General features: G+C 71.4%; 21 protein-coding genes. 7 read left to right on the top strand and 14 right to left on the bottom strand.

Features of this window, described 5'->3' with window-relative positions; all coding sequences use genetic code 11:
• Nucleotides 1-5 precede the first annotated feature (5 nt).
• The 6 genes from ACFYXF_RS28230 to ACFYXF_RS28205 all read left to right on the top strand — a co-directional run bounded on the left by ACFYXF_RS28230 (nt 6) and on the right by ACFYXF_RS28205 (nt 7,409).
• Complete coding sequence (locus tag ACFYXF_RS28230; protein ID WP_389353543.1) at nt 6-2,003, top strand: GTPase; 1,998 nt, start codon at nt 6-8, stop codon at nt 2,001-2,003.
• A 305-nt stretch (nt 2,004-2,308) separates the two neighbouring features.
• The gene (locus ACFYXF_RS28225) at nt 2,309-2,788 is read left to right on the top strand and encodes a single-stranded DNA-binding protein (RefSeq protein WP_389353542.1); all 480 of its coding nucleotides are present in this window, start codon (nt 2,309-2,311) and stop codon (nt 2,786-2,788) included.
• Between the two features lie 235 nt (nt 2,789-3,023).
• Nucleotides 3,024-4,448: a Cys-Gln thioester bond-forming surface protein gene (locus tag ACFYXF_RS28220; RefSeq protein ID WP_389353540.1), complete on the top strand. Its 1,425-nt coding sequence runs from the start codon at nt 3,024-3,026 to the stop codon at nt 4,446-4,448.
• A 191-nt stretch (nt 4,449-4,639) separates the two neighbouring features.
• Entirely contained in the window at nt 4,640-6,304 is a 1,665-nt protein-coding gene (ettA, locus tag ACFYXF_RS28215) for an energy-dependent translational throttle protein EttA (protein ID WP_389353539.1), read from the top strand.
• 2 nt (nt 6,305-6,306) lie between these two features.
• Nucleotides 6,307-6,732 (top strand): acyl-CoA thioesterase, encoded by a 426-nt coding sequence (locus tag ACFYXF_RS28210; protein ID WP_389353538.1) that lies wholly within the window; start codon nt 6,307-6,309, stop codon nt 6,730-6,732.
• Nucleotides 6,729-7,409, top strand: a complete 681-nt coding sequence (locus tag ACFYXF_RS28205; protein ID WP_389353536.1) for a hypothetical protein — start codon at nt 6,729-6,731, stop codon at nt 7,407-7,409. Before ACFYXF_RS28210 ends, ACFYXF_RS28205 begins: the two co-directional genes overlap by 4 nt.
• A gap of 16 nt (nt 7,410-7,425) precedes the next feature.
• Here the strand turns inward: ACFYXF_RS28205 and ACFYXF_RS28200 are convergent, their stop codons facing one another.
• Nucleotides 7,426-7,830: a globin gene (locus ACFYXF_RS28200; protein WP_369033295.1), complete on the bottom strand. Its 405-nt coding sequence runs from the start codon at nt 7,828-7,830 to the stop codon at nt 7,426-7,428.
• A 114-nt stretch (nt 7,831-7,944) separates the two neighbouring features.
• Here ACFYXF_RS28200 and ACFYXF_RS28195 point away from each other — a divergent pair, with 114 nt between their 5' ends.
• On the top strand, nt 7,945-8,940 hold the full coding sequence (locus ACFYXF_RS28195; protein WP_389353534.1) for a methyltransferase domain-containing protein: 996 nt from the start codon (nt 7,945-7,947) through the stop codon (nt 8,938-8,940).
• A gap of 16 nt (nt 8,941-8,956) precedes the next feature.
• On the opposite strand, the gene ACFYXF_RS28190 is transcribed toward ACFYXF_RS28195, so the two are convergent.
• The 13 genes from ACFYXF_RS28190 to ACFYXF_RS28130 all read right to left on the bottom strand — a co-directional run bounded on the left by ACFYXF_RS28190 (nt 8,957) and on the right by ACFYXF_RS28130 (nt 26,682).
• Nucleotides 8,957-10,270, bottom strand: coding sequence for an FHA domain-containing protein (locus ACFYXF_RS28190; RefSeq protein WP_389353532.1), 1,314 nt, complete (start codon nt 10,268-10,270; stop codon nt 8,957-8,959).
• A gap of 41 nt (nt 10,271-10,311) precedes the next feature.
• Entirely contained in the window at nt 10,312-11,658 is a 1,347-nt protein-coding gene (locus ACFYXF_RS28185) for a VWA domain-containing protein (protein WP_389353531.1), read from the bottom strand.
• A gap of 103 nt (nt 11,659-11,761) precedes the next feature.
• Nucleotides 11,762-13,129 carry a protein phosphatase 2C domain-containing protein gene (locus tag ACFYXF_RS28180; RefSeq protein ID WP_389353529.1) on the bottom strand — a complete coding sequence of 456 codons (1,368 nt, stop codon included), beginning with the start codon at nt 13,127-13,129 and terminating at the stop codon, nt 11,762-11,764.
• Nucleotides 13,130-15,670, bottom strand: coding sequence for a tetratricopeptide repeat protein (locus ACFYXF_RS28175; protein ID WP_389353528.1), 2,541 nt, complete (start codon nt 15,668-15,670; stop codon nt 13,130-13,132). It lies immediately after the preceding gene.
• Complete coding sequence (locus tag ACFYXF_RS28170) at nt 15,670-16,995, bottom strand: hypothetical protein (RefSeq protein ID WP_389353526.1); 1,326 nt, start codon at nt 16,993-16,995, stop codon at nt 15,670-15,672. Before ACFYXF_RS28170 ends, ACFYXF_RS28175 begins: the two co-directional genes overlap by 1 nt.
• Before the next feature lie 51 nt (nt 16,996-17,046).
• A complete protein-coding gene (locus ACFYXF_RS28165; protein ID WP_389353908.1) occupies nt 17,047-18,021 on the bottom strand; it encodes a glutamate ABC transporter substrate-binding protein in 975 nt (324 codons plus the stop codon).
• A 196-nt stretch (nt 18,022-18,217) separates the two neighbouring features.
• Nucleotides 18,218-19,699: a hypothetical protein gene (locus tag ACFYXF_RS28160; RefSeq protein ID WP_389353524.1), complete on the bottom strand. Its 1,482-nt coding sequence runs from the start codon at nt 19,697-19,699 to the stop codon at nt 18,218-18,220.
• 250 nt (nt 19,700-19,949) lie between these two features.
• Complete coding sequence (locus ACFYXF_RS28155; protein ID WP_389353522.1) at nt 19,950-20,921, bottom strand: N-acetylglucosamine kinase; 972 nt, start codon at nt 20,919-20,921, stop codon at nt 19,950-19,952.
• Nucleotides 20,912-22,177: a 6-phospho-beta-glucosidase gene (locus tag ACFYXF_RS28150; RefSeq protein ID WP_389353520.1), complete on the bottom strand. Its 1,266-nt coding sequence runs from the start codon at nt 22,175-22,177 to the stop codon at nt 20,912-20,914. The genes ACFYXF_RS28155 and ACFYXF_RS28150 overlap by 10 nt, the downstream gene beginning before the upstream one ends.
• A gap of 7 nt (nt 22,178-22,184) precedes the next feature.
• Nucleotides 22,185-23,078 (bottom strand): carbohydrate ABC transporter permease, encoded by an 894-nt coding sequence (locus ACFYXF_RS28145; protein WP_389353518.1) that lies wholly within the window; start codon nt 23,076-23,078, stop codon nt 22,185-22,187.
• 1 nt (nt 23,079) lies between these two features.
• Nucleotides 23,080-24,024, bottom strand: coding sequence for a carbohydrate ABC transporter permease (locus ACFYXF_RS28140; protein ID WP_369033284.1), 945 nt, complete (start codon nt 24,022-24,024; stop codon nt 23,080-23,082).
• Nucleotides 24,025-24,026: 2 nt separating this feature from the next.
• Nucleotides 24,027-25,370, bottom strand: coding sequence for an ABC transporter substrate-binding protein (locus ACFYXF_RS28135; protein WP_389353516.1), 1,344 nt, complete (start codon nt 25,368-25,370; stop codon nt 24,027-24,029).
• A 100-nt stretch (nt 25,371-25,470) separates the two neighbouring features.
• Nucleotides 25,471-26,682: an ROK family transcriptional regulator gene (locus ACFYXF_RS28130; protein WP_389353514.1), complete on the bottom strand. Its 1,212-nt coding sequence runs from the start codon at nt 26,680-26,682 to the stop codon at nt 25,471-25,473.
• Nucleotides 26,683-26,977: the final 295 nt, after the last annotated feature.

Genomic DNA, 26,977 nt, shown 5'->3' with positions numbered 1-26,977 from the left:
CCGCGGTGACCGCCGTCACTGACCACGACCACCACGACGCCTCGGGGACCGGGGCCACGGAGCCCACCGAACCGACCGACCCGCCGCCCTCGGCCGAGAACACGCCTCCACAGGAGGAGCTCTCCGACGGCGACCAGGCCGAGGAGCAGGAGCGGGAGCGGGAGCAGGAGAAGGCAGAGGAGCCGCAGGGCAAGGAGGAGGAGAAGAAGGAGGACGGTGACGGCGGGGCGCCCGAAAACGACACCCCCAGGGAGGCACCTTCCGCCCCCAGGGAACCCCGCACCGAAACCGAGCCCTCCGGCGCCTGGGACGACGGACTCATCGCCCGCCGCGTCTCCGAGACCGACCATCCCGCGCGCGAGACGGTCGTCGAGCCCCGGATCACCGCCACCCCCCAGCCCGTGATGCCCCTGGCGTACGACGGACAGCTGCGCTCCCGGCTCGACGCGCTCCGCGAACTCGTGGGGCTGTCCCGTACCCGCCTCGACAGCAGAACCCTCGCCGAGGCCGGCCGGGTCCTCGACGAGGCGGCGGCCCGGCGCAGGCTCTCCGGACAGCACACCGTCGTCGCCATCGCCGGCGCCACCGGCAGCGGCAAGTCCCAGCTGTTCAACACCCTCGCCGGAGTACCCATTTCGGAGACCGGGGTACGCCGCCCCACCACCGCCGCACCCATCGCGTGCAGCTGGAGCGACGGCGCCGCCACCCTCCTCGACCGCCTCGGCATCCCGGGACGGCTGCGCCGGCGCCCCCTGCAGAGCGCGGAGGCGGAGGCGCAGCTGCGCGGCCTCGTCCTCGTCGACCTGCCCGACCACGACTCGGCGGCAGTCCAGCACCGCGAACAGGTGGACCGCGTCCTGGCGCTCGTCGACGCGGTCATCTGGGTGGTCGACCCGGAGAAGTACGCGGACGCCGTGCTCCACGAGCGCTATCTGCGGCCCATGGCCGGGCACGCGGAGGTCATGTTCGTCGTCCTCAACCAGGTGGACCGCCTCCCCGGGGAAGCCGCCCACCAGGTCCTCGACGACCTGCGGCGCCTGCTCGACGACGACGGCATCGCCCTGGGGGAGTACGGCGAACCGGGCGCCACCGTCATGGCGCTGTCCGCGCTCACCGGGGACGGCATCGGCGAACTGCGCGAGGCGCTCGGGCAGTTCGTGGGCGAACGCGGGGCCGCGGCCCGCCGGATCTCGGCCGACCTCGACGCCGCCGCCTGGGAGCTGCGGCCCGTGTACGCCACCGGACGGCGCACCGGGCTGAGCGAACGGGCCCGGGACGAGTTCGCCGACCGGCTCGCCGACGCCGTGGGCGCCACCGCCGCAGGACAGGCCGCCGAACGCGCCTGGCTGCGCAACGCCAACCGGGCCTGCGGCACCCCGTGGCTGCGGCTGTGGCGCTGGTACCAGGACCGCCGGGAACCCTCCACGGGCCGCTTCGCGGTACGCGCGCAGCCGGACGAGGAGGCCACGGCCCGCCAGCGGGTCGAACAGGCGGTGCGTACGGTCGCGGAGCGGGCGTCGGCCGGGCTGCCCGCGCCGTGGGCGCTGGCGGTGCGCGAGGCGGCCGTACGCGGCTCCCAAGGCCTGCCGGAGGCGCTGGACGAGCTGGCGGCCCGGGCAGGGACGCCCTCGGGACGACCGCCCCGGCCCGGCTGGTGGCCGGTGGCCGTACTGGCGCAGGCATCCATGACGCTCCTTCAGATCGTCGGCGGGCTGTGGCTGATGGGCCAGATCGTCGGCGTCATGGCGCCGAACCTGGGCGTGCCGGTGCTGCTGATGTCGGTGGGCATCGTCGGCGGCCCGGGCGTGGAGTGGAGCTGCAAACTGGCGGCTCGCGGCCCTGCCCGCCGGTACGGCCTGGAGGCGGAACGCCGGCTGCGAGAAGCGGCGGCGGGCTGCGGCAGGGCCCGGGTCCTGGATCCGGTGGCGGCCGAACTGCTGCGGTACCGCGAGGTGCGGGAGCAGTACGGGCGGGTGACGGGGGCTCGGGCGGTGGTCGGGTGAGCATGGAAACCAGATGGAAACCAGCAGGTCAAACCAGGTGAACCCCGGAGGAGTGAGGCGAGGGAGGGAAGTGGATCACTCGGTCGGGTGACGGAGTTTTCCACAACCGGCCGGTAGTCCACAGCGCTCAGCGGGCTCGGCCCGGCGGATGCATTCTGGCTTCGCGGCGATCACGACGGACGCGATCGACGCGAGGCGGTGACCGGAGACGTAAGCGGTCGCCGTGCCGGAAGCAGCCGTACGGGACGGGCCCGTACGGGTATCCGCCCGGCGCGAGTGCGCCGGGACCGGGAGGGGTGGTCCGCATGAACGAGACGATGGTGTGCGTGGTGGGGAACGTGGCGACGCAGCCGGTCTACCGCGATCTGGCGTCGGGCGCGTCGGCGAGGTTCAGGGTCGCGGTGACCGCGCGCTACCTGGACCGCGAGAAGAACGCGTGGACGGACGGACACACCAACTTCTTCACGGTGTGGGCGAACCGGGCGCTCGCGACGAACGTCGGGGCGTCCCTGACGCTGGGCGAACCGGTCATCGTGCAGGGCCGGTTGAAGGTGCGCACGGAGGTGCGCGACGGGCAGACCTGGACGTCGGCGGAGATCGACGCCGTGGCGATCGGCCACGACCTCGCGCGGGGCACATCGGCGTTCCGGCGCTCGGCGGGCCCGCTCAAGGGCGAGGCAGGGGCGCCGTCCCGTCCGGAACCCAGCTGGGAGACGCCGGTGGCCGACGAGGACGGCGCGGGGGCAGGGGCTCAACAGCGGCGAGAACCGGCGGCGGTGACGTGACATCAGGCCGGGGTCGGTGTGGGCGCCGTCCGAACTGAGGCTTATCGGTGAACTGACCGGCACGCGGATGATCTTGGCGATAACGATTCCGAGTCGGATCGGTTATCCGATGACCGGACTGGGAAGTGCGGTCCGCCCACGTCCCTAGGATGCCGGGCATAGCTCAGGGGGCTCCTGATGCTGCTGGCGGGACCGCACCCCCCACGTCAACGAGCCCTGTTCGAAAGGGAATCCTGTGTTTTCTTCGTTCTCCGCGCTGTCCGGGCGCGGGCGAGCGGCGGCGGCTCGGCTCGCCGCCGTGACGATGGTGTCCGGTCTCGCCGTCACCGGTGCGCTGGTCGGCGCCGGTACGGCCGTCGCCGACGGGACTCCGCAGCAGCAGGGCGGGGCGACCGCCACCATAGGCGGGCTGAAGACGTACGGCGCGGCAGTGGTCCACGGGGACGACGGGGACGAGCAGATCTCCGCGGGCCTGTTCGAGATGTCCGTCGACAACGGCGGCATGCTGCAGACGTACTGCGTCGACCTGCACAACCCGACACAGAAGGACGCCAAGTACCAGGAGACCTCCTGGAGCGGCACATCTCTGGGCGGCAACAAGGACGCGGGCAGGATCCGCTGGATCCTGCAGAACTCCTACCCGCAGGTGAACGACCTCGCGGCGCTGGCCGACCGGGCGGGCGCGGCCGGCCTCACCGAGCAGGACGCGGCGGCGGGCACCCAGGTGGCCATCTGGCGCTACTCGGACGGCGCGGACGTGGACGCGGTGGACCCGGCGGCCGAGAAGCTCGCGGACTACCTGGAGAAGAGCGCGGAGAACCTCGCGGAACCGGAGGCCTCGCTGACCCTCGACCCGCCCGCGGTCTCCGGCCACCCCGGCGAGCGGCTCGGACCGGTCACAGTGCACACCGACGCGGACAGCGTCACGGTGATACCGCCCGCCGACGCCGCGACGAGCGGGGTCCGGGTCGTCGACCAGGACGGCAAGGCGGTCACGTCCGCGGTCGACGGCGGCCAGGTCTTCTTCGAGGTGCCCGAGGACGCGCTGGATGGTTCGGCCGCCCTGAGCATCCAGGCCTCGACCAGCGTGCCGGTCGGCCGTGCCTTCACCTCCGACAGCAGGAGCCAGACCCAGATCCTCGCCGGCTCCAGCGAGTCCACGGTCTCCGCCACGGCCACCGCGAACTGGGCGGCGACGGGTCCGGTCCCCGCGCTGTCCGCACGGAAGAACTGCGCCAAAAGCGGTGTGGACATCACGGCCGCCAACAAGGGCGACGAGGCGTTCACCTTCCAGCTGATGGGCTTCGAGCACACCATCGGGGCCGGGGAGTCGCGCACGGTGACGATCCCCCTGCAGGAGGACCAGCCGTACGACTTCACGATCCAGGGGCCGAACGGCTTCGAGCAGCGGTTCGCGGGCGTCCTCGACTGCGAGACCCAGGGCGCCGCGAGCGGCGACTCGGTCCAGACGCTCAGCGAACCCAGCCCGGCCCTGGCGGGCGACGACACCACCGCCGGGGGCGTCAACCTGGCCGAGACCGGCGGTTCCAGCGCGACGCCGATGATCGCGGGCATAGCGATCGTCCTGCTGGTGATCGGCGGCGGAGTGGTCCTCCTCGTAGGCAAGAAGGAGCCCCACGGAACAGGCCCCCGCGAGTGAACGCGAGCGACACCGCACCTTGACAACTCAACAGTGTGTGACCGCACGGTGACCCACTGACTCCAGCGGCCCCGGCCCGCCCTCCAGGCGCCCGGGGCCGCTGACGTACTCGTTTCCCCGCAAGGGTGGCCGTACGGCAAGATGGGGTGTAACCCACCACTGCCAGATTTCAAGCTGCCGGACGGTTTCTCTTGGCTGAGTTCATTTACACCATGCGCAAGACGCGTAAGGCACACGGCGACAAGGTCATCCTTGACGACGTGACGCTGAGCTTCCTGCCCGGCGCGAAGATCGGTGTGGTCGGCCCGAACGGTGCCGGTAAGTCCACCGTTCTCAAGATCATGGCGGGCCTGGAGCAGCCGTCGAACGGCGATGCCTTCCTGTCGCCCGGGTACACGGTCGGCATGCTCCTCCAGGAGCCGCCCCTCGACGAGTCCAAGACCGTCCTGCAGAACGTCCAGGACGGCGCCGCCGAGATCATGGGCAAGCTCAGGCGCTTCAACGAGGTCGCCGAACTCATGGCGACCGACTACTCGGACGCGCTCCTCGACGAGATGGGCAAGCTCCAGGAGGACCTGGACCACGCCAACGCGTGGGACCTGGACACCCAGCTGGAGCAGGCCATGGACGCCCTGGGCTGCCCGCCCGGCGACTGGCCCGTCACCAACCTCTCCGGTGGTGAGCGCCGCCGCGTGGCGCTGTGCAAGCTGCTCCTGGAGGCCCCCGACCTGCTGCTCCTCGACGAGCCCACCAACCACCTGGACGCCGAGTCCGTGCAGTGGCTGGAGCAGCACCTCGCCAAGTACCCCGGCACCGTCGTCGCCGTGACCCACGACAGGTACTTCCTGGACAACGTGGCCGGCTGGATCCTGGAGCTCGACCGCGGTCGCGCCATCGGCTACGAGGGCAACTACTCGACGTACCTGGAGAGCAAGGCCTCCCGTCTCAAGGTCGAGGGCCAGAAGGACGCCAAGCGTGCGAAGCGTCTGAAGGAAGAACTCGAGTGGGTGCGGTCCAACGCCAAGGGGCGTCAGGTCAAGTCCAAGGCCCGTCTCGCCCGTTACGAGGAGATGGCCGCCGAGGCGGACAAGATGCGGAAGCTGGACTTCGACGAGATCCAGATCCCGCCGGGCCCGCGGCTGGGCTCGATCGTCGTCGAGGTCACCAACCTCACCAAGGCCTTCGGCGACAAGGTCCTCATCGACGACCTGTCGTTCACGCTGCCGCGCAACGGCATCGTCGGCGTCATCGGTCCCAACGGCGCCGGCAAGACGACCCTGTTCAAGATGATCCAGGGCTTCGAGACCCCGGACTCCGGTTCGATCAAGGTCGGCGAGACCGTCAAGATCTCGTACGTCGACCAGAGCCGCGAGAACATCGACCCGAAGAAGACCCTGTGGGCCGTCGTCTCGGACGAGCTGGACTACATCAACGTCGGCCAGGTCGAGATGCCGTCCCGCGCCTACGTCTCCGCGTTCGGGTTCAAGGGCCCGGACCAGCAGAAGCCGGCCGGTGTCCTCTCCGGCGGTGAGCGCAACCGCCTCAACCTCGCGCTCACCCTCAAGCAGGGCGGCAACCTGCTGCTCCTCGACGAGCCGACGAACGACCTCGACGTCGAGACCCTGTCCTCGCTGGAGAACGCGCTGCTCGAGTTCCCGGGTGCCGCGGTGGTCGTCTCCCACGACCGGTGGTTCCTCGACCGGGTGGCGACGCACATCCTCGCCTACGAGGGCGAGTCCAAGTGGTTCTGGTTCGAGGGCAACTTCGAGTCCTACGAGAAGAACAAGATCGAGCGGCTCGGTGCCGACGCCGCCCGCCCGCACCGCGCCACCTACAAGAAGCTGACCCGGGGCTGATCTTGCGGCACATCTACCGCTGCCCGCTGCGCTGGGCGGACATGGACGCGTACGGCCACGTCAACAACGTGGTCTTCCTCCGCTATCTGGAGGAAGCCCGTATCGACTTCCTGTTCCGCCCGGACAAGGACTTCCAGCAGGGGTCGGTGGTGGCACGCCACGAGATCGACTACAAACGGCAGTTGGTCCACCGGCACACGCCTGTGGACATCGAGCTGTGGGTCACGGAGATAAGAGCGGCGTCGTTCACGCTCACCTACGAGGTCAAGGACGAGGACAAGGTGTACGTCCAGGCCTCGACGGTCGTCGTGCCGTTCGACTTCGCGACCCAGCGTCCGCGCCGCATCACCTCCGAGGAGCGGGAGTTCCTGGAGGAGTACCTGCACGAGGACGACGAGGACGACGAGGGCGGGGCCGTCGCCGCATGACGGTCCTGCACCTCGCCGACGAGGGAGAGGCGGCCGACCTCGCCGCCTTCCTCGGCCGGCTGCTGCACTACGACCGTGGAGCGGCGGTGCGCCTCCAGGCGCACGGCACCGCGCTCGCCGTGTTCGGACGGCCCCCGTCCTTCGAGGTCCTCGCGATCCGGGCGGCCCGCCTCGCCAAGCCGTACGAGAACGGCCTGGACGCCGCCCTCGACGTCACCGTGTCGGCCGGTGAACTCCTGGAGTCGGTGGACGAGTCCGCCGCCACCCTCACCGTCCCCGCCGCCGTGACCGGCCCGCCGTGGGCCGGGGTACTGCCCCCGCGCGGCGGCTGGCGACCGGAGCCCGGTCTGCCCGCACCAGACGCGCTGCGGGCGATGGTCGCCGCGGCGGTCGCCGAATTCCGGTCCCGTACGGGGGAGTTGGCGCCGGAGCTGCGTACCCGCCCCGAACTCGACCGGATCGGGCGGGAGATCTGGACCCGGACGGTCGGCGACACCCACCTGCCGGTACGCGCCGTCCACGCGGCCCAGTCCCTGGGCTTCCTGCGACCGGAGTCCTCCGGTGACACACCGCTCGCGCTCGTCGCCTCCGGGGCCTGGCTGCGGCTGCGCACCCCGTACGGGTCGATCGCCGTACGCAGGGCCGGGCTCGGGTCGCTGGACGTCACCGTCCGCTGAGACCCTGGCCCGCTGGTCAGCCCTCCGTGTTCACCATCGAGGCCGCCGCGTACGTCAGGTAGTTCCACAGCGTCCGCTCGTGCTCCTCGGACAGGCCGAGTTCCTCGACGGCGACCCGCATGTGCTTCAGCCACGCGTCGTGCGCGGCCCGGTCGACGGCGAAGGGGGCGTGACGCATCCGCAGCCGGGGGTGGCCGCGGTTCTCGCTGTACGTCGTGGGGCCGCCCCAGTACTGGATCAGGAACAGCGTGAACCGCTCCTCGGCCGGGCCCAGGTCCTCCTCCGGATACATGGGCCGCAGCAGCGGGTCCTCGGCGACACCCTCGTAGAACCGGTGCACAAGGCGCCGGAAGGTCTCCTCGCCGCCGACCTGCTCGTAGAAGGTCTGCTCCTGAAGCGTGCCGCGCGGAATCTCTTTCACCTCACCATGGTCTCAGACGGGGAGACCGAGGACTCAAGGCTTAGGACCTCCCCGAATCCGTCTCGGCCGGTATCGGCGCTCGCGTCCCGGCCCGGGGCGCAGGACAGTGGACGTATGAGCGCGCACGCTCTCCACGAGGGCAGGGACAAGGACCTGGACGACCTCGCCGCCATGGCGCGGGCCGAACTCGTGCGGCTGATCGGGGCGAGCGGGGCCTGGGACCGCGACCCGGTCTGGCGGGAGGCGTTCGAGGCGGTGCCCAGGCATCTGTTCGTGCCGTACTACTACGCCGGTGCCGTGACCGGGCAGCAGCGGTTGTGGGGCGAGAGCCCGGACCGGCGTACGCGTGAGCGCTGGGTGCGCGGCGCCTACGCGGACTCGCCGCTCGCGACCCGGATGCGCGACGGCGAGCTGCTCTCCTCCAGCAGCCAGCCCTCCCTCATGGCCATGATGCTTGCCGAGCTGCGGGTCGAGGACGGGCACCACGTCCTGGAGATCGGCGCCGGCACGGGGTACAACGCGGCGCTGCTCGCGCACCGTCTCGGCGACGCGTTCGTCACGACGGTGGATCTGGAGCCGGAGATCACCGAGTCGGCCCGACGGCATCTGGCCGCCGCCGGGTACCACCCGGTCGTCGTCACCGGCGACGGCGCCCGTGGAGTGCCCGAGCGGGCCCCCTTCGACCGGATCATCGCGACCTGCACGCTCACCTCGGTCCCGCGCGCCTGGCTAGCCCAGTGCCGCCCCGGCGCCCGCATCCTGACCCCGTTCGCCACCGGCCTGGCCGCCCTCGCGGTCCACGACGCCGAACATGCCGAGGGCCGCTTCCTGCACACGTCCGCCTACTTCGTGCCGCTGCGGGGCGCAACCCGGCCGGAGCCCGACATCCCGCACCTGGGCGCGCTTCCGCGCCGGACGCGCGAGCACGAGCTGTTCCGGTTCCTGCTGGCGCTCACCCGGGGCAGCCTGGACCCGCAGGAGGCGTACGCGCTGTGGGAGCGCGAGGACAGGCCGGTGCGGGAGCGGTACGGGATCACCGTGAGCGGCGACCGGGAGTGGGCCTGGCTGGACGAACCCACGGGTCCGTACGCCTGGCCCCTCCCCGACTGACCGCCGGCAGGTGGCCCTATCCCCGGCGGATCGTGATCGTCGTCCACGCGCCCACGTGCACCCGGTCGCCGTCCTGCAGCGGTACGGGGACGAAGGGCTGGATGGGCTCCTCGGAGCCGTTGACCGTCGTACCGTTCGTCGAGTTCTGGTCGACGATCGCCCAGCTGCCGTCGGGCTGCTGGACCAGTACGGCGTGCTGGTGCGAGACGCCCGGGTCCTCCGGCGGCACCGCCAGGTCGATGTCCGGGGACTCGCCCGTGGAGTGGCGGCGGCGGCCGATCGTGATCTGGTTGCCGGTGAGCGCGCGCTGCTGCTCCGGCGAGTACGCGGGCAGGTTGAGGCCCGCGGCCTCGGGTCCTGAGCGCTGCATCATCGCCATGAAGTAATCGCGGTCCGGGCCGATCGTCGCGCTCCAGGACAGCGGCTGCTGCTGGCCGTAGCCACCGCCGGGTCCGGGCGGGGCCTGGGTCGAGCCGGGCTGCGGATAGCCGTAGCCACCGCCCTGCTGCTGCGGAGGCGGTCCGCCCGGGCCGCCGGACGGCGGGGAGATCACCCAGTCGTCGTCACCGCCGAAGCCGCCGCCGGGGCCGTTCTGCGGGCCACCGCGTCGGCCCGTCTCCTGCGGGAACGCGGGCGGACCGGACGGCTGGAAGGCCTGCGGAGGGCCTCCGGGGCCGCTACCGGGCGGCGGGTAGCCCTGCTGCCCGCCGGACGTGGGAGGCGGGTATCCCTGCGATCCACCGAAGCCCTGCGGGCCGCCGGGCGAGGTGCCACCAGGACCGCCACCGGGCGCGCCGGGTGTGGGACCGGGCGGCGGGGGGACCGGGCGGGACGGGTCGCCGCCGAAGGGCGGGATCGGCTCGGCGGGGCGGTTCATCTGCGACGGACGCGAGCTCTGGTAGTCGTAGCCGTCACCACCGCCGCCGTAGGACGGCCCGGGCGGCGGGGGCTGGTACCGCTGGCCGGGGCCCGCGCCTCCGGGACCCCCGCCGAAGCCCTGGCCGGGGCCCGGCGCCGGCGGGCGCGGGGCGGCCGGGGTGTACGAGGTCGCCGTGTTCGTCAGGAAGTTCCACCGGCACTCCTCGCAGAACGGAGCGCCCCCCTCACGCGGGGTACGGCACTGCGGGCACAGCTCCTGCTCGGCGTCCGGTACGGCGGACAGATGCGAGCGGCTGCCGGGCGCACCGGTGGCGGAGCCCGGCGGCGGGTAGCCGTAACCGGGCGCCGGGGGTGGCGGCGGGGGCGGGGGCACGGCACCGGCCATGCGGTGACCGCAGACCTCGCACCAGTCGTCGGAACCCGACTGGTGTCCGTTCGGGCAGGTCGGCATGTCGGCGCTTCCCCCTCTCCTCTTCGCTACGTTTTGTGTTGCTACTTCTTTACACGAACAGTCTTTGTGGACCGTGTTTCGAGTGTCATCTCGTCGGCCTCTTCGACCTTCGCCTTCAGTCGCACAGTACCTGCCGCGGCGTCGACCACGTCCACCACCTTCGCAAGCAGTTTCGCAGTATCCGCGTTTCCGGAGGCGCTGGCGAGCTGAACGGCCCGTCCCAGCTTGGCCGTTGCGCCGTCGACATCACCCGCTTTGCGGGCATCAAGCCCCTGCTGGATGACTTGTGCCAGTTCCGCCTGACCTGTGTAGTGCGCGACCTGGGGGTTGATCGACGTCGAGGCCACCATGTCGTCGGTCCACACGGCCCGTACGAGGCCCTGTGCGCCGAGGTTCTGGGCGCCGCCGTCGGGCTGCGGGATCACCAGGGAGACCCGGGCGGCCAGCATCTCCTGGCCGAGGTTCGCGGAGGGCACCTCGACGCACACGTGGTAGTCGCGCGACTCGTCGCCCCAGGAACCGGTGGGGTAGTCACCGGCCCGCGGACCCGCCTCCGAGCGGCGGTCGGTCAGCTCCTCGACGGTGGGCGCGACCTGCTTGACGAACTTGATCTCCGTGCCGACCGGGGTCCACAGCCGCAGGGCGACGTCCGCGACCTCCTTGCCCATGGCCGTCTCCATCATCTGCGTGAAGTCGGCGGAGAGGCCGGCCGGGTCGGCGACGATGTCGGCGGTGCCGAGGAGCGCGGAGGCGATCCCGGTGACCTCCTTGACCTCCCAGTCGGTGCCCACGCCCCGCGCGTCACAGGTGAAGCGGCCGGCGCAGGAGTCCAGGGCGGCCTTCAGGTCCTCGGCGGACTCGTGCTCGTTGCGGCCGTCGGTGAGCACGATGCCGTGCCGGATGGCGACGTCCACCGAGGACAGGAGACGGTCGGCGAGGCGCAGCCAGGTGCCGATGGCCGTGCCGCCGCCCGCGCTCAGCCGGCGCAGCGCCTGCTTGGCCTGCTCGCGGGTGGTCGCGTCGGCGACCGCGAGCCGCCCGCTGCCCGGATAGACCTCCTTGGCGAGGTGCGTGCCGCCGATCACCGCGAAGTGCACCCCGTCGCGCACGGCGTCGATCGCGGCGGACGTCGCCTCCCGGGCGCCCCGCATCTTGGTCGGCGGGTAGTCCATGGAGCCGGAGCAGTCGACCATGATCGCCACGGCCGCGTCCGGGCCCTGGCCGGGCGAGTACAGGTGAGGTGCCGCGACAGCGGTGCCGACCGTGCCGCCGCCGGTCGCGGTGACCGTCACGATCGCGCTGACCTCACGGCCGCCCTCGGGCAGGTACTCGTTCTGGTACACGTCCACCGAGAACTGCGGCACGTTCGACTTCGAGAAATTGGCCATGCGTGCTTCGCTCCCCCTCGAAAACCCCACACCTGTGGAGCAGTGACTGTATTGCGGACCAGTCCCCTCCGGTCCTTCCGAGGCCACCCCCGTGTCAGTGCCCTCAGGCCGATCCTGCCCCCGGCAACGGGGCGGGGAACGGCACGACGGCCACTGTTACGTTGTCGTGGCCCCCGCCGTCCAGCGCGTGGCCGACCAGGACCCGGGCGGCGTGCAGCGGGCGCGCGGCGGCGTCCGGCGGGAGAATCTCGGCCAGCTCCTCCGCCGCCTCCGCGTAGTTCCACAGTCCGTCCGTGCACACCACCACTACACCTGGCCGGTCGGGCTTGAAGGAAGCGGTGTGCGGCTCCAGTTCGTACGCGTCCGCGCCGAGCCAGCCCGTGATGGCGTGGGCGCGCTCGTCGGCGTACGCCTCCGCCTCGTTCATCAGGCCCGCGGCGACCATCTGCGCGGCCCACGAGTCGTCCTCGGTGAGGCGGGCGGGGGCGGCGGAGCGGTCCAGCGGGACCCAGTAGGCGCGGCTGTCGCCGACCCAGCCGACGACCAGCAGCGTCGGGGTGACGACGGAGCCCACCAGGGTGCAGGCCGGGGAGTTCTGGTGCGGGGTGTGCTCGCGGGCCCCGCCGGGCTCGTCCGCGAGAGCGTTCACGGCGTGTGAGGCGGCGATGATCGCGTCGTGCATCGCCTGCTGCGGGTGGGTGCCCTGGGGCAGGGCCGCCATCAGGGAGTCCCCGGCCGCCCGGGACGCGGCGAGCGAGGCCTCGTCGGGGCGGGTCGCCGAGGAGACGCCGTCGCAGACGATCGCGACCAGCGCGGGCGCACGGTCGGGCAGCGTGGTGTGGGAGATCGCGTACGCGTCCTCGTTGCGGTGGTGGCGCAGACCGCGGTCGGTGACCGCGGCGAGCGGGCCGACCTCGTCCTCCATGTGGTCGCGCTCGCGCGGCTGGGCGTGCCCGCAGTTCTCGCAGTACCCGTCGAGGTCGACGCGGCCCGCCCGGCAGGCCACGCACACCTTCGTGCCGGCCGGAGGCGTCGAGGCCCCGGCCGCGCGCGGGGCGGGCGCCTGGAGCGGGTACTCGTCGGGCTCACCGCCGGTCCGTCGGTCGAACCGGACGCCGGTGGCCGGGGAGACCGGCGAGCCCGTGGGCGGCGGAACGCCGGGCAGCGGTGGGAGCGGGATCTCGCCCGAGTCGGTGCCCGGGAGGTCGGTCGCCAGGTGCACCGGCGCCGGGGTGCCGGTGCTGCTGGTCTCGGGGGCGCGGGGCCAGTCCACGGAAGCGGCCTCCGGAGGCGGGAGCTGAGCGGCGGCGAGCGCGCCGCTCAGGGTGAGGGTGGGGGAGTCACCGGGGCGCGGGGGCACGGCCGACAGGTCGTACCCGCACGCGCCGCAGAACCGGTCGCCGGATTCGAGGGGCTCCTCGCAACTCGGGCACCGGGACAGGGCGGTGGGCTGGGGCATCTGGGACATCAACTACACCCACGTCCGGGGGCGGTAACGGTTGGCTCGTTCCACCAGGTCGATCCTCTCCTCGCCGCCCTGCGCGAGCCGGGCCAGCGTCCGGTACGAACGCTCAAGGCCGAAGCGCAGGCCACGCTCGTCCAGGTCGCTGCCGAGCAGCACCCGCCCCCCGACGGCCGGAGGGGCGGAAGCCTGGTCCTGGGAGAGTATCCAGTCCAGCGCGCAGCCGAGGACTTCCGTCGACAGCCGCTCCCGCCGGACCGCGTCCAGACCGTATCCGCCGAGCGCCTCCACCTGCCCGGCGGACGCGATCAGATCGTCCAGGAACGGTGCGTCGGCGGGTGCGGCCGTCCGCTGCCGCAGCCGTGCCCGTACGGCCGCCACCCGGGCCGCCGTGTAGTGGATCGACGCCTCCGGGACCGACTCCAGCGTCTTCACGGCGCTACGGCGGTCGCCCGCCGCCAACTGGACGCGGGCCAGGCCGAACGCGGCGCTCACATAGCTCGGGTCGGTCGTCCACACCAGCCGGTAGTACTCGGCGGCGTTGTCGAGCTGCCCGAGCACCTCCGCGCACAGCCCGAGGGCCAGCTTGGGCGGACTCTCGCCCGGGAAGGCGTCGTAGATCGCGTCGAAGGACAGCGCGGCGCCCTCGTGATCGCCCGTCACCAGCGAGGCCACGCCCTGGTACCAGACGACCCGCCAGTCGTCGGGCCGCTCCTCCTCCAGCTTGACCAGCGACTCCAGGGCGGTCGCCGAGTCGCCGTTCTCCAGCTGGGCCCGGACCTGCCGCAGCCGGGTCTCGGTCGACTGCGCCGGGACCACCGCGAGGGCCGCGATCAGCTCACCGGCCGCCGAGGCCATCAGCCCCGCCAGGAAGCCCGCGTTGGGGTCGGTCGGGTCGACGCGGGGCACGGGCAGCGCGAGCGCGGCGGCACCGGCGTCGACGGCCTTGACGAGCCGCGGGGTGCCGGTGAGCGCCCTCGTGGTGCCACCGAGGGCGGGAGCGGCCGGCGCCGAGGACTTCCGGCCCGGCGTCACCACCCGCGCCCCCAGCCGCGACACGTCCCCGTCGAGCGCCCCGAACAGCTCCGAGTCCGTGACCTTCAGCTCGGGCCCGAACAGCGTCGACAGCGCGGGCCTGGACCGCCCCGTCTGGAGCGACACCACCTCGCGCAGTACGCCCGTCAGCTGCTCCGCCATCTCCTGCGCGGACGCGAACCGGCGGGCCGGGTCGGGGTCGGTGGCGCGGACCAGGAGCCGGTAGAACGACTCGTACTGGCGGAAGACCTCGATGTGGTCGGGGTCGGGCAGGGAGTCCACGAACACGTTCGTGTAGCCCTGGAAGTCGAACGTCATCACGGCGAGCGTCCGCGCGACCGTGTACAGGTCGGACGCGACCGACGGGCCGACCTCCGCGACCTCCGGCGCCTGGTAGCCGACCGTGCCGTAGATGGCCGACTCGTCGTCGTCCATCCTGCGGACGGCGCCCATGTCGATCAGCTTCAGCTGGTCCTCGGTCTGGATCGCGTTGTCGACCTTGAAGTCGCAGTACAACAGGTTGCGACTGTGCAGATGACCGAGCGCTTCGAGCGCCTCGATGCCGTACGCGCACGCCTGTTCCACCGGCAGCGGGTCCCGCTTGCCGGCCGGGGTGCGGCGGTCGTTGGCGATCTCCTTCAGCGACTTGCCGCCGACGTACTCCATGACGATGTAGCCGTCGAGCGAGCCCGTGCGCTGGTCGAGGTGCTCCACGAAGTTGTAGATCCGCACGATGTTGGCGTGCTCGATCTCCGCGAGGAAGCGCCGCTCGGAGATCGCGGCGGCCATCGCGTCCTGGTCGCCGGTGTCCAGCAGGCCCTTGAGGACCACCCAGCGGTCGGACACGGCCCGGTCCACGGCGAGATAGACCCAGCCGAGGCCGCCGTGCGCCAGACAGCCCACCACCTCGTACTGGCCGCGCACGATGTCACCGGCCTCGAGCTTCGGCACGAACGAATAAGGGTGCCCGCACTTCGTGCAGAACCCCTCCGTGCGCCCCGGCCGGCCCTCGCCGCGCGCCCGCCCCACCGGCGCCCCGCAGTCGGAGCGCGAGCAGAACCGCTTGCGTTCGGGAACCTCGGGGTTCTCCAGCACCATCGCGCGCGGGTCGGGCCGCGGCACACCCGGCACCTCGACCAGACCCACACCGAGCCGCCCGCGCCCGGAGGACCCGGCGGTCGACCCCGAGCTGCGCACCGACACCGAACGGCCCGTCGACTTCCCCGACAGGGCCCGCGACAGCCGCCCGGAGACCGAGCGGCGGGACTGCGAGGAGCGAGAGGTACGGGAGGAGGCGCGGGAACTCGACGAGGACGAACTGCCGCGCCCGGAGCCCCGTTTGCCGCTCCCGGTGACCCCGGTGGGCGGTGAACCGACCATGCCGGTGGCCGACACGACCGGTGCGAGTCCGCACGTGTCGCAGTACAGCTCGCCGCCGCCCATGTCCTCGTAACTGCCCTCGCACTCGGGCCGCTGGCACTTCCGCTGCTCCGCCCCGGTCTCCGTCTCGCTCATCAGTAGTCCCCCCTCCGGTCACTGGGCCCGGCCTGGCCGGGCACCCGCGGGCCGCCGAAGAACTCGGCGGCGGCCTGCTGGTAACGCAGCACGGCCTGCTCCGCGACCCGCAGGTCGCAGGGCGCGCTCCACAGCATGCGGCGCGCCGCGTCGTACCGCTCGATCAGAAGCGGGTCCTCCGCGAGGCCGTGCCTGGCCACCTTCGCCTTGTACGCGTCGAGCCGCCCGCGCAGCTCCGCGCGGACCGCCAGCGGCTGGGTGACCGCCGTCAACGACTCGCGGGCGCGCATCAGTTCGTCCTCCGCCTTCGCCTCCAGCGACTCCAGGAGCGGCGAGAGCCGGTGCCACTGGGCGTGTCTGCGGTACTCGGCGGCCGTCGACAGCTGCTCCTGCAACGCCGTCGGCGGGCCACTGACGGCCGGTACCTCCGACGCGGCGATCTTCGCCAGCACCTCACCGCGCGCGCTGCGCGCCTCGGCGAGTGTGCGGTCCGCGCGGGACAGCAGGTCGCGCAGCTTCACGAGCCGCGCCTCCGCGTCCTGGCGGACCGTCAGCACGGCGTCGATCTCCCGGCGGACGTCCTCCAGGGCGCGCGCCTCACGGTCGTACACCGTGGTGTCCGGACGGCCGCCGCCGGGCGCCGAACTGCCCTGTGCGGGCAGCCAGAACGCCAGCGGGTCGGAGATCACCCGCTCGCGCAGGGCGGTCAGCGTGCGCGTGATGCGCTCCAGGTCGTCGCCCGCCGGGTGCTCGCCGGGGCGTACGCCCACGGAGTGCGCCAGCTGGCGGGTGCGCTGCAGCTCCGCGGCCAGTAAATCTATCCGCGCGGGCAGGGCCGACCAGACCGTGTCGGCGGTGACGACCATGTCCAGCGAGGTCGCGTACAGCTCGTTCATCCGCTCGACCAGGGCGGCCAGCGAGTACGCCTGGCTGAGCCTGCCGGTGCCGTGCAGGGTGGGCGCGTTGGCCGTCGCCGTCGCGCTGCCGGCGACCGTGACGCACTCGCCGCGCAGCAGCTCCGTCAGCTCCACCAGGTCCTCGCGGCTGGACCAGCGGCGGCGCGAACGGATCCCACGGGCGGAGCGCAACGCGTCCGAGTACGCGTCGAAGTACGCCCACAGCAGCGTGATCGACGCCTCCGCGGACGTCCAGCGCTCCTTGGTCGTGCCGGTCAGCTCGGCGCCTTCGAGGAGTCTGCGGCCCGCGTGGTCCTGGAGGGCGAGGAGCGAGGTCTCGATCGCCTCGTGCTCCGCGCCGAGCCGCGCCAGCGCACGGTCCACCTCGTCCCGGTCCATCACCGGCCCGGTGGCTCCCGTGACGCCCATCGATCACCTCGACTAGTCGGCCCTGCGGTCAGTTGGTTGGTTGGTGAACCTTCACTTGTAACGTGGCTTCGGCGGGTCCGCCGACTGCGAGTCACTGCCCAGCGTGGGCAGCAGCCACTTGTTGTACGACTTCTGCCAGCTGCCGTCCGCGATGTACTGCTCCAGTATGCGATTGACCCGTGCCGCCAGGTCGGTCGCGCCCTGCTTCACCGCCACGCCGTAGTACTCCTTGGTGAACGTGGCGCCCTTCAGTTCCACCGTCGGGTCCTGGGCCGCCTGGCTCGCGGCGAGCGCGCCGTCGGTCACCACGGCGTCCACCAGGCCGAGTTGGAGCCGGACGAGGCAGTCGAGCTGGTTGGGGACCTTGGTACTGATGTCGGCGGAGGCGGCCGGAACCTTCTTCGCGGCCTGGTCCGCCTCCAGCTTCTCCAGCGCCGTGGAGCCCTTCGCCGAGCAGATCCGCTTGCCGGCGAGCGTCTTGTCGTACCCCTTGATCGTGGAACTCTTGGGCGCGAGGACCTGCTGGCCGGTGAGGAAGTACGGGGCGGAGAACGCCACGTCGTTCAGCCGGGCACAGCTGATCGTCATCGTGCGGACGATCATGTCGACGCGGCCGGCCTTGATCGCCGGGATGCGCTGGTTGGTCGGGATGGCCTTGAACTGGACCGCGTCCTCGTCGCCGAGGATGTCCTTCGCGATCCGGTGGACCAGGTCGATGTCGAAGCCCTCCAGCTCCGCCGCCCTGCCGCCGTTCGGATCGCGGTAGCCCCAGCGGTAGCTGTTCTGGTCGACGCCGACGATCAGCTTGCGGTCCTCGCCCTTGCGGGCCTTGATCGCCTCGATCGTCTTTCCGTCCAGGTCGGACGGGGGCGGGCTCTGGTCCTGCGCGTTCACGCAGTCCTCCGCCTTCGCCTGGATGCCCTCGGCGACGCCCTGGCCGCCGGTGCCCGTACTGCCGTCGCCGGACGACTGGGTCAGCGGGAGCAGCAGCGCGAAGGCCACCGCGAGGGCGCAGACGGCCGCCATCGCCCCCACACCGCCCCAGCCCCGCAGGCCTGCCCTCAGGGTCCGGAGACCGGCCAGCAGGAACTGGAGACCGGTGCGCGGACCCCGCAGAAGCCACTGTGCGTACATCGTCACGCCCCCTCTCATCGCCCGAACTTCCTTGCCGCCGCACTCCCTTGTACTGCGTCGTACCGCATCTCTACCGCTTCGGACCGCATCAGCGGTACTCCGACAGCCTGCGCCCGATGCCGAGCACCGCGCCCGCCGCCCCCAGCACGGCCAGGGCACCGGCGCCCACCGGGAGGCCGGTCATCGCGTCCCGGCCGTTCCCGGCCGCCTGCTGGAACTCCGTCTCCTCGTGCCCGATCGCCGTCTTCAGCGCCCTGTCGACGTTGTCGAAGCACTCGCCGGTCGGCTTGTCGCTCTTGCCGCCTATGACCTTGGCGAGCGCCAGCTGGAAGTCACCCGACCTGTACGCCGCCTGCGCCGTCTTGTGGCGGCTCTCCCACTCCTCCATGCCGCCGACGGCCGTGGTGACCGGCTTCTTGCCCGCCGCGTCGTCGGCGAGCCGCTCGGCCTCGGCGAGGCCCTTGCCGAGCGTGCTCATGTCGCCGTTGAAGTCGTTGTCGTAGGCGTCGACGATCTCGCCGCTCTTCAGCTCGGTCGTCTCCGCGCCGCGCGCCACCAGCGTCAGGTTCTCGTTGCCGCGTGCCTTCAGGGAGGCGATCCGGGCGTCGTGCAGGACGTTCAGCGAACGGATGCCGTGGTCGTAGGAGTCGTTGAGGCCCGAGCGGGCGAAGCTCTGTCCGGCGACCAGCCACAGCAGGACGATCGTCGCGGTGGCCGTCGCCGCCACCAGACCGTGGTTCAGCACCCGGTTCGTCCGCCGGTAGTTGCGCCGCTGGGCCCAGACCAGGGCGCCGAGCACGACGACGCCGAGCCCGATCGCCGCCCATGGGTACGAGGTCGCGTCCGCGTAGTCGGAGCGCAGCCGCTGGTTCTCCCTGGCGTAGAGCTTCTCCGCCTCGGGGAGCATCTCGTCCTGCATCTTCTCGTTGGCCAGGCGCAGATACGAGCCGCCGACCGGGTAACCCAGCCGGTTGTTGGCGCGGGCCCGCTCGATGTAGCCCGTGTACTCCGTCAGCAGCTCGTTGAGCTTGCCGATGGTCGTCGCCGACGGGGAGTCCGGCTCGGAGTTGGTCGCCGCGCTGGAGAGCTTGGCGGCGGCGTTGCGGATGTCCCGCTGGTAGCGCTCGCGGGAGTCCGCCGTCTCGTCACCGCCGGCCAGGAAGCCGCTGGAGGCTGCGGTGTTGGCGTCGGCGAGGGAGCTGTAGATGTCCGCGGCGGCGGAGCTGAGGGGCTGGCTGTTGTGCAGCACGTCGTCGGCGGCGGACGAACGGTCCGTCATCTGCCAGGCGGTGACGGCGCCGAACGCCACGACGAGCGCGGCGAGCAGGGCGCCGATGATGCGCAGCCGCCCCGGCTCGGTGGTCGCGGCGGCCCGCAGCTGGTCGACGCCCTCGGCGAAGGCGGTACGGCGCGGCGGCTGGGGGGCGCCGGGGGCCGGACCCGCGCCCGCCTGCGCCGGGACGGCGGGCGGGGACGTGGCGGCGGTCGTGCCGGTCGTGCCCACTGTGCCGGGCGAGTTGGGCGCCGGTGGTGCCGCACTGCTCGTGGATGTCACTGTGACCTCCCCCATGGTCATCCGTCACCGCCAGTATCGCCCCCGGCACTGACAATCCGCACCGGGCTTCACTGGATCTTGATCGGATCGCAGTGCGGCCGCGTTGTGTTGCAGTGCGGAGGCGTTGTGCGGGGGCGCGCTGTCCTGCATTCGGACATACCCGCGCTCCCCGCACCACCCCTCTGCCCATGAATACGCCGCCGGAATCTGTTCGGTTCCCGTACGAAGGGGGTCAGACCTCGTATCAGGCCTGGTGTCAGTCCTCTCAGCCCTCGTAGAAGCTCCGTACGCGCGCGTGCACCTCCGCCGGGGCGTTCGTGTGGTCGAGGCCCAGCAGCGCCGCGCCCAGCACCGGCCGTGCCGTGACCACCCGCGCGACCGCCTTGGGCGCACGCGCGGCCAGCAGTTCGGTGATGCGGTCCGTCAACCGGGCGTGCTGGGCGGCCAGTACACCGCCGCCGAGCAGAACCGGCGTCTCCTCTTCGAGGAGACCGAGGCGGTCGAGCGCGACCGTGGCCATGGCGACCACCTCCTCGGCCAGCCGGTCCACCAGTGCGCACGCCACCGGGTCACCGTCCGCCGCGGTGGCGAACAGCACCGGCGTCAGCTCGTGCCGCCGCGCGTCGTCGACGTGCCCCAGGTGCAGGGCCTCGATCAGCGCGTACATGGAGGTGAGCCCGAAGTGGGCGGGCAGGGCTGTGAGCAGCGCCGTCGGACCGCCCCGCCCGTCCTCCGCCCGTGCCGCGTGCCACATGGCCTCCTCCGCCAGGCCCCAACCGCCGCCCCAGTCCCCGGAGATGCGCCCGAGCGCCGGGAACCGGGCGGTGCGGCCGTCCGGGGTCATCCCCACGCAGTTGATGCCGGCGCCGCAGACGACGGCGACCCCGCGCGGCTCGGTGATCCCGGCCCGCAGGATCGCGAAGGTGTCGTTGCGCACGTCGACACTCGCGCCCCACGCGCGCGCGTGCAGCGCGGCCGTGAACTGCCGTTCCTCCACGGGGAAGTCGGCGTTCGCGAGACACGCCGAGACCCGGTCGACGGAGGTGACCCCGGCGGCGGTGAAGGCCTCGTCGACGGCGGTGGCCAGTCCGGAGACGGCCACGTCGAGGCCGTCGGCCGGCGGCCGGAACCCCCCGCCGCGCGCCGTGGCCAGCACCTCCCCGTCGGCGGCGACCACCGCCACGTCGGTCTTGCTGTTGCCGGCGTCGACGGCGAGGACGTGTGCGGTCATGCCCACGCGAGATGCTCCCGGTTGTGCGCGATCAGGGTGTCGGTCAGGGTCTCCGCGTAGTCGTACTGTCCGACCAGCGGATGGGCGAGAAGAGCCCGGAAGACCCGGTTCCGCCCGCCGTGCAGAGCGGCTTCCAGGGCCAGTTCCTCATAGGCGGTGACATTGGCGATCAGCCCCGCGTACAGCGGGTCGACCGGCTCGACAGCCAGCGGAGTCGCCCCCTTCGGGCCCACCGCCGCCTGGGTCTCGATCACCGCGTCGTCCGGCAGGAAGGGCAGTGTCCCCTTGTTGTACGTGTTCACCACCTGGTAGGGACTGCCGCCCCCGCCCAGCAGCGACGCGGCGAGGTCCACCGCCGCCTCCGAGTAGAAGGCGCCGCCGCGCTTGGCGAGCAGCTCCGGCTTCTCGTCCAGCGCCGGATCGCCGTACATGCGCAGCAGTTCCGCCTCCATCGCCGCGACCTCGGCCGCCCGGGAGGGCTTGGTGCGTAGTTCCCGTACGACGTTGTCGTGGGCGTAGTAGTAGCGCAGGTAGTAGGACGGGACCGTCTCCAGGCTGTCCAGGACATGGAGCGGAAGACGGAGGTCGTCGGCGATGGCGTCGCCGTGTTCCGCCAGGAGCCGGGGGAGGACGTCCTCGCCCTCGGGGCCGCCCAGGCGGACGCCCGTCTCCCAGGTGAGGTGGTTGAGGCCCACGTGCTCCAGGTGGACGTCGGCGGCGGTCACCCCCAGCAGCGCGGCGAACTTCCGCTGGAAGCCGATCGCCACGTTGCACAGGCCGACCGCCTTGTGGCCGGCCTCCAGGAGGGCGCGGGTGACGATGCCCACCGGGTTGGTGAAGTCGATGATCCAGGCGTCCGGGTTGGTGCGCCGGACGCGCTCGGCGATGTCCAGGACCACGGGGACCGTGCGCAGCGCCTTGGCGAGGCCGCCCGCGCCGGTGGTCTCCTGGCCGACGCAGCCGCACTCCAGGGGCCAGGTCTCGTCCTGCTGCCGTGCGGCCTGGCCGCCGACGCGCAGTTGCAGCAGCACGGCGTCGGCGCCCTCGACGCCCTTGTCCAGGTCACTGGTTGTGACGATCCGCCCGGGGTGCCCCTGCTTGGCGAAGATGCGCCGGGCCAGCCCGCCGACCAGCTCCAGCCGGTCGGCGGCCGGGTCGACGAGCACCAGCTCCTCTATGGGCAGGGTGTCCCGCAACCTGGCGAAACCGTCGATGAGTTCGGGGGTGTAGGTCGAACCGCCGCCGACCACGGTGAGTTTCATGTGTGGATCAACCCTTTACGCCAGTCAGAGTGACGCCTTCGACGAACGCCTTCTGCGCGAAGAAGAACACGAGGATCACGGGGGCCATGACCAGCACGGTGGCCGCCATGGTGAGGTTCCAGTCGGTGTGGTGGGCGCCCTTGAAGGACTCCAGGCCGTAACTCAGCGTCCAGGCACCCGGGTTCTCCGAGGCGTAGATCTGCGGGCCGAAGTAGTCGTTCCAGGCGTTGAAGAACTGGAAGAGGGCGACGGCGGCGATACCGGGCTTGGCCATCGGGAGGATGACCTTCAGCAGGGTGCGCAGATCGCCGCAGCCGTCCACCTTCGCCGCGTCCACGTACTCGTTGGGGATGGTCGTCAGGAACTGGCGCAGCAGGAAGATGGAGAACGCGTCCCCGAACGCCAGCGGGATGATCATTGGCCACAGCGTGCCGGACAGGTCCAGCTGCTTCGCCCAGAACAGGTACATCGGGATGACGACCACCTGCGGCGGCAGCATCATCATCGAGATCACCAGCATGAGCGTCAGATTCCGGCCCCGGAAGCGGAACTTGGCCAGCGCGTAGGCCACGGGGACCGAGGAGACGACCACCAGGACGGTGCCCAGTCCGGCGTAGATGAGCGTGTTCTTCCACCAGGTGAGGAAGCCGGGGGTGTCGAAGACCTTCTTGTAGTTGGCCCATTCCCAGGTGTGCGGGATCAGGTCCCGGCTGAGTGCCTGCGAGTCGCTCATCAGCGAGGTCAGGAACACGAACACGAAGGGCAGGGTGAAGAAGAGGGCCGCCGCGACGCCGAGGGAGTGGACCGCGATCCATTCCAGGAGTGCCTTGCGGCGGGCCGTGCGCTCGGCGGGCGAGGCGGCGACCTTCAACTCCACCGGCCGTTCCAGTAGTTGGGCCATGTCAGTCACCTGCCTGGATGAGACCGCCCCGGCGCCGCATCAACAGCGCGGTGAACGCCATCGACAGGGCGAACAGGACCAGGGCGACGACACAGGCGGAGCCGTAGTCGAAGCGCTGGAAGCCGAGGTTGTAGACGAGTTGGGGGAGGGTGAGCGTGGAGTGCTCGGGGTAGCCGGGCTGGAACATGGTGCCCGCGCCCTGGATCACGCCCGAGGCGACCTTCCCGGCGACGAGTGGCTGCGTGTAGTACTGCATCGCCCCGATGACGCCGGTGACGACGGCGAACATGATGATCGGCGAGATGTTCGGCAGCGTCACGAACCGGAACCGCTGCAACGGTGTCGCGCCGTCCAGTTCCGCCGCCTCGTACTGCTCCTTCGGTACGTCGAGCAGCGCTGCCATGAAGATCACCATCAGGTCGCCGATGCCCCACAGGGCCAGCATCGTGAGCGCCGGCTTCGACCAGGTGGGGTCGTTGAACCAGCCCGGGGCCGGGATGCCGATCTTCTCCAGGATGGAGTTGACCGGTCCCGTACCGGGGTTGAGGAGGAAGGCGAACGCCATGGTCGCGGCGACCGGCGGGGCGAGGTAGGGCAGGTAGAAGAGGGTGCGGAAGACGCCCGTACCCGTCTTGATCTTGGTGATGAGCAGACCGATCCCGAGTCCGAACAGGACGCGCAGGGTCACCATGATCACGACCAGCCACAGGGTGTTGCGCAGGGCGGGCCAGAAGAAGGGGTAGGACTCGAAGACGTACGTCCAGTTCTTCGTCCCGACCCAGGTCGGCGGCTTGAAGCCGTCGTAGTGCATGAACGAGAAGTAGACCGTCGAGATCATCGGGTACGCGAAGAAGACCGAGAAGCCGATCAGCCAGGGCGAGAGGAAGGCGAGGGTGCGCAGCCTCTCGCGCCGGTGCTTCGCCCGCAGGGTGTAGGTGGCGGCCATGGTTACTTCGCCTGCGCGATGTCCGTGTCGATCTGCGCCGCCGCCTTCTTCAGGCCCGCCTTCAGGTCGGTGACCTTGCCGCTCTCGTAGTCGTAGCCGAGCTCCTGGATGGTGGTGAGGTAGACGCCGCCGTTGATCGAGGCCGGCGAGGTGGTCGAGTTGGGGTTCGCGGCGATGTCGAGGAAGGTCTTGAAGCGCGGGTCGTACTTCAGCTTCGGGGACTTCAGCGCCGCGAGCGTGGAGGGCACGTTGTGGATGGCGTTGGAGAAGCCGACCACCGCGTCCGTGTCCGTGGTGATGTACTTGACCAGCTCCCAGGCCGCGTTCTGCTTCTGGCTGGTGGCGGCGATACCGGCGATGGTGCCGGTGATGTAGCCCTTGCCGTACTGGTCGGCCTGGTCGTCGGGCACGGGCAGCGGGGCGACGCCGATCTCGAAGTCGGGCTTGGCGTCCAGCGCCATGCCGAGGCGCCACTCGCCGTCGAGCTGCATGGCCACCTGGCCGGTCTGGAAGGGGTGCTTGGGGCCCCACTCGTCACCGAGGCCGGCCCGGTACTTCTCCAGCTTCTTGAAGCCGCCGAGGTCGTCGACGAGCTTCTTCTGCAGGGTCATGGCGTCGGAGACGGCCGGGTCGGTGGCGACCGTCGACTTGCCGCTCTTGTCGAAGTACGTCGGCCCGAACTGGCCCATGTAGTGCTCGGTGGTCGTCTCCCAGCCGTGGTAGTTCGGCATGAAGCCGAGCTGGGAGTAGGTGTCGCCCTTGGTGATCGTCAGCTTCTTGGCGTCGGCCTCGAACTCGGACCAGGTCTTGGGCGGGCTGGTGATCCCGGCCTTCTCGAAGGCGGTCTTGTTGTAGTAGAGGCCGTACGCGTCGCCGAGCAGCGGTACGGCGCAGCGGTCGCCGTCGTACTGGGTGTACTCGCTCATCGCCTTCGGGAAGGTGGTCGCCGGGTCGATGCCCGACTTCTCGAAGAGCGGGTTGAGGTCGACCAGCGCGCCCGACGAACAGAACTTGCCGACGCCGTTGGTGGTGAACGACGAGATCACGTCGGGTGCCTTGCTGCCGCCCGCGCGCAGTGCCTGGTTGATCTTGTCGTCGGTCATGTTGCCGACGATGTTCACGTGGATGTTCGGGTGGGCCTTCTCGAAGCCGGCGATCAGCGCCTTCACACCCGCGACCTCGTTCGGCGCGCTCCAGGCGTGCCAGAAGGTGATGGTCGTCTCCTTCGAGGCGTCGTCGGAGGCGCCAGACGCCGAGTCTGTCTGGCCCGTACAGGCCGTGGCGAGGAGGGCTGTCGAGGCGGAAACGGCGAGAGCGACGGCGACTTTTCTTGACATTCCGGGCATGGCGAGTTCTCCCAGGGAAGGGCGTGGCAGGGCAGGGGACTTGAGGGTGATGAGGGGAGGAGCTGAGAGGGGGGAGTCAGGGGGGTGCTAGGAGGTGTGTTCAGCGCGAGGTGTCGAAGACCTCGTCGCGGGTGGTCGCCAGGGCGCTTTCCAACGCGCCCCGCAACACGGGGTGTTCGCGTACGTCGCCCACGACCAGCCGGGGCCGGGCCGCGGCCAGCTCCTCCAGTTCGGCCTGGACCAGACCGCGCAGGAGTTCGCCGCCCGAGGTGAGGGAGGCGCCGCTGAGGACGACGAGTTCGGGGTCGAGGACGGAGACGAGCGAGGCCAGACCGGTGGCCAGGCCCGTCGCGTACGTTTCGAGGAGCCGCCGGTGGGGGCCCGCGTCGATCTCGGCGGCCTGGGCGACGAGGGCGGCGGCGACCTCGGCGTACGGGCCGTCGGGTACGGGGACGATGCCCAGCTCGCGGGCGAGCCTGGGGATGATCTGGGAACCGGCCAGCTCCTGGTAGCCGCCGCTGCCGGTCCTGCTGACCTGCCGGACGAGGGGTGTGCCCGGCACGGGCAGGAAACCGACCTCGCCGGCGCCGCCGGTCCAGCCGCGGTGCAGCCGGCCGCCGAGGACGAGCGCGGCACCGAGTCCGCCCTCGTTCCAGAGCAGTACGAAGTCGCCGTGGCCCCTCGCCGCACCGAGCCGCTGTTCGGCGATGGCGACGAGGTTCACGTCGTTCTCGTACTCCACCGGCATCGGCAGCGCGGCGGCGAGTTCGTCGAGGAGGGCCGGGGAGTGCCAGCCCGGGAGGTGGGAGGCATAGCGCAGCCGGCCGGTGCCCGGGTCGAAGGCGCCCGGCGTCCCGATGACGAGCCGCCGGACGTCGTCCCGGGCCAGCCCCGCCGCCTTGACGGCACCGTCCAGGGCCTCGGTGACCTGCTGGACGACGGGCCGGGCGGGGCGTTTGCCGGGGGTGGGCAGTTCGTACTCGCCGACGGTCCGGCCGGTGATGTCGGCGACGGCGGCGAGGACGCGTTCGGGGGTGACGTCGAGCCCGGCGGCGTACGCGGCGGTCGGATTGACCTCGTACAGCTGGGCGCTGGGGCCGGGTCGGCCCTCGCTGGTGCCGGTGGCCAGGACCAGACCGGCGGCCTCCAGACGGGCGAGGAGCTGTGAGGCGGTCGGCTTCGACAGACCGGTGAGGTTGCCGATCCGGGTGCGGGACAGGGGTCCGTACTCCAGGAGGAGGTCCAGGGCGGCCCGGTCGTTCATGGCGCGCAGGACGCGCGGGGTGCCTGGCGTGCCTGCGGTTCCTGCCATGGGGGTCTGCACCTGCCTTTCCGTTGCCCAAGTTTTTCACAGCGTGAATGACTGTTAGGAAGGTTTCCTATCGGATGGCAGGAAGGTAGGACCGGACCAAGGGAGACGTCAAGGGGGGAACCGGAAGGAAAACCGCGCGGAAACGGACTCGTTACCTGCGCATACGAAGAGGCGGTACGAAAGAGGCGGGGCCCCCGGATACGGGGGGCCCCCCCGTTGGGTACCCCGCGTCGGGTGGCGGCCCGCCGACCCGGCGGGCCGCGCCGCGCCCCGCGGGGGCGCCGCCCCCCCCCGG

Source organism: Streptomyces sp. NPDC002680, from assembly GCF_042889145.1.
Lineage (GTDB): Bacteria > Actinomycetota > Actinomycetes > Streptomycetales > Streptomycetaceae > Streptomyces > Streptomyces adonidis.
Note: the sequence above shows the minus strand (reverse complement) of the source record. Positions and strands in the feature narration are given on the sequence as shown.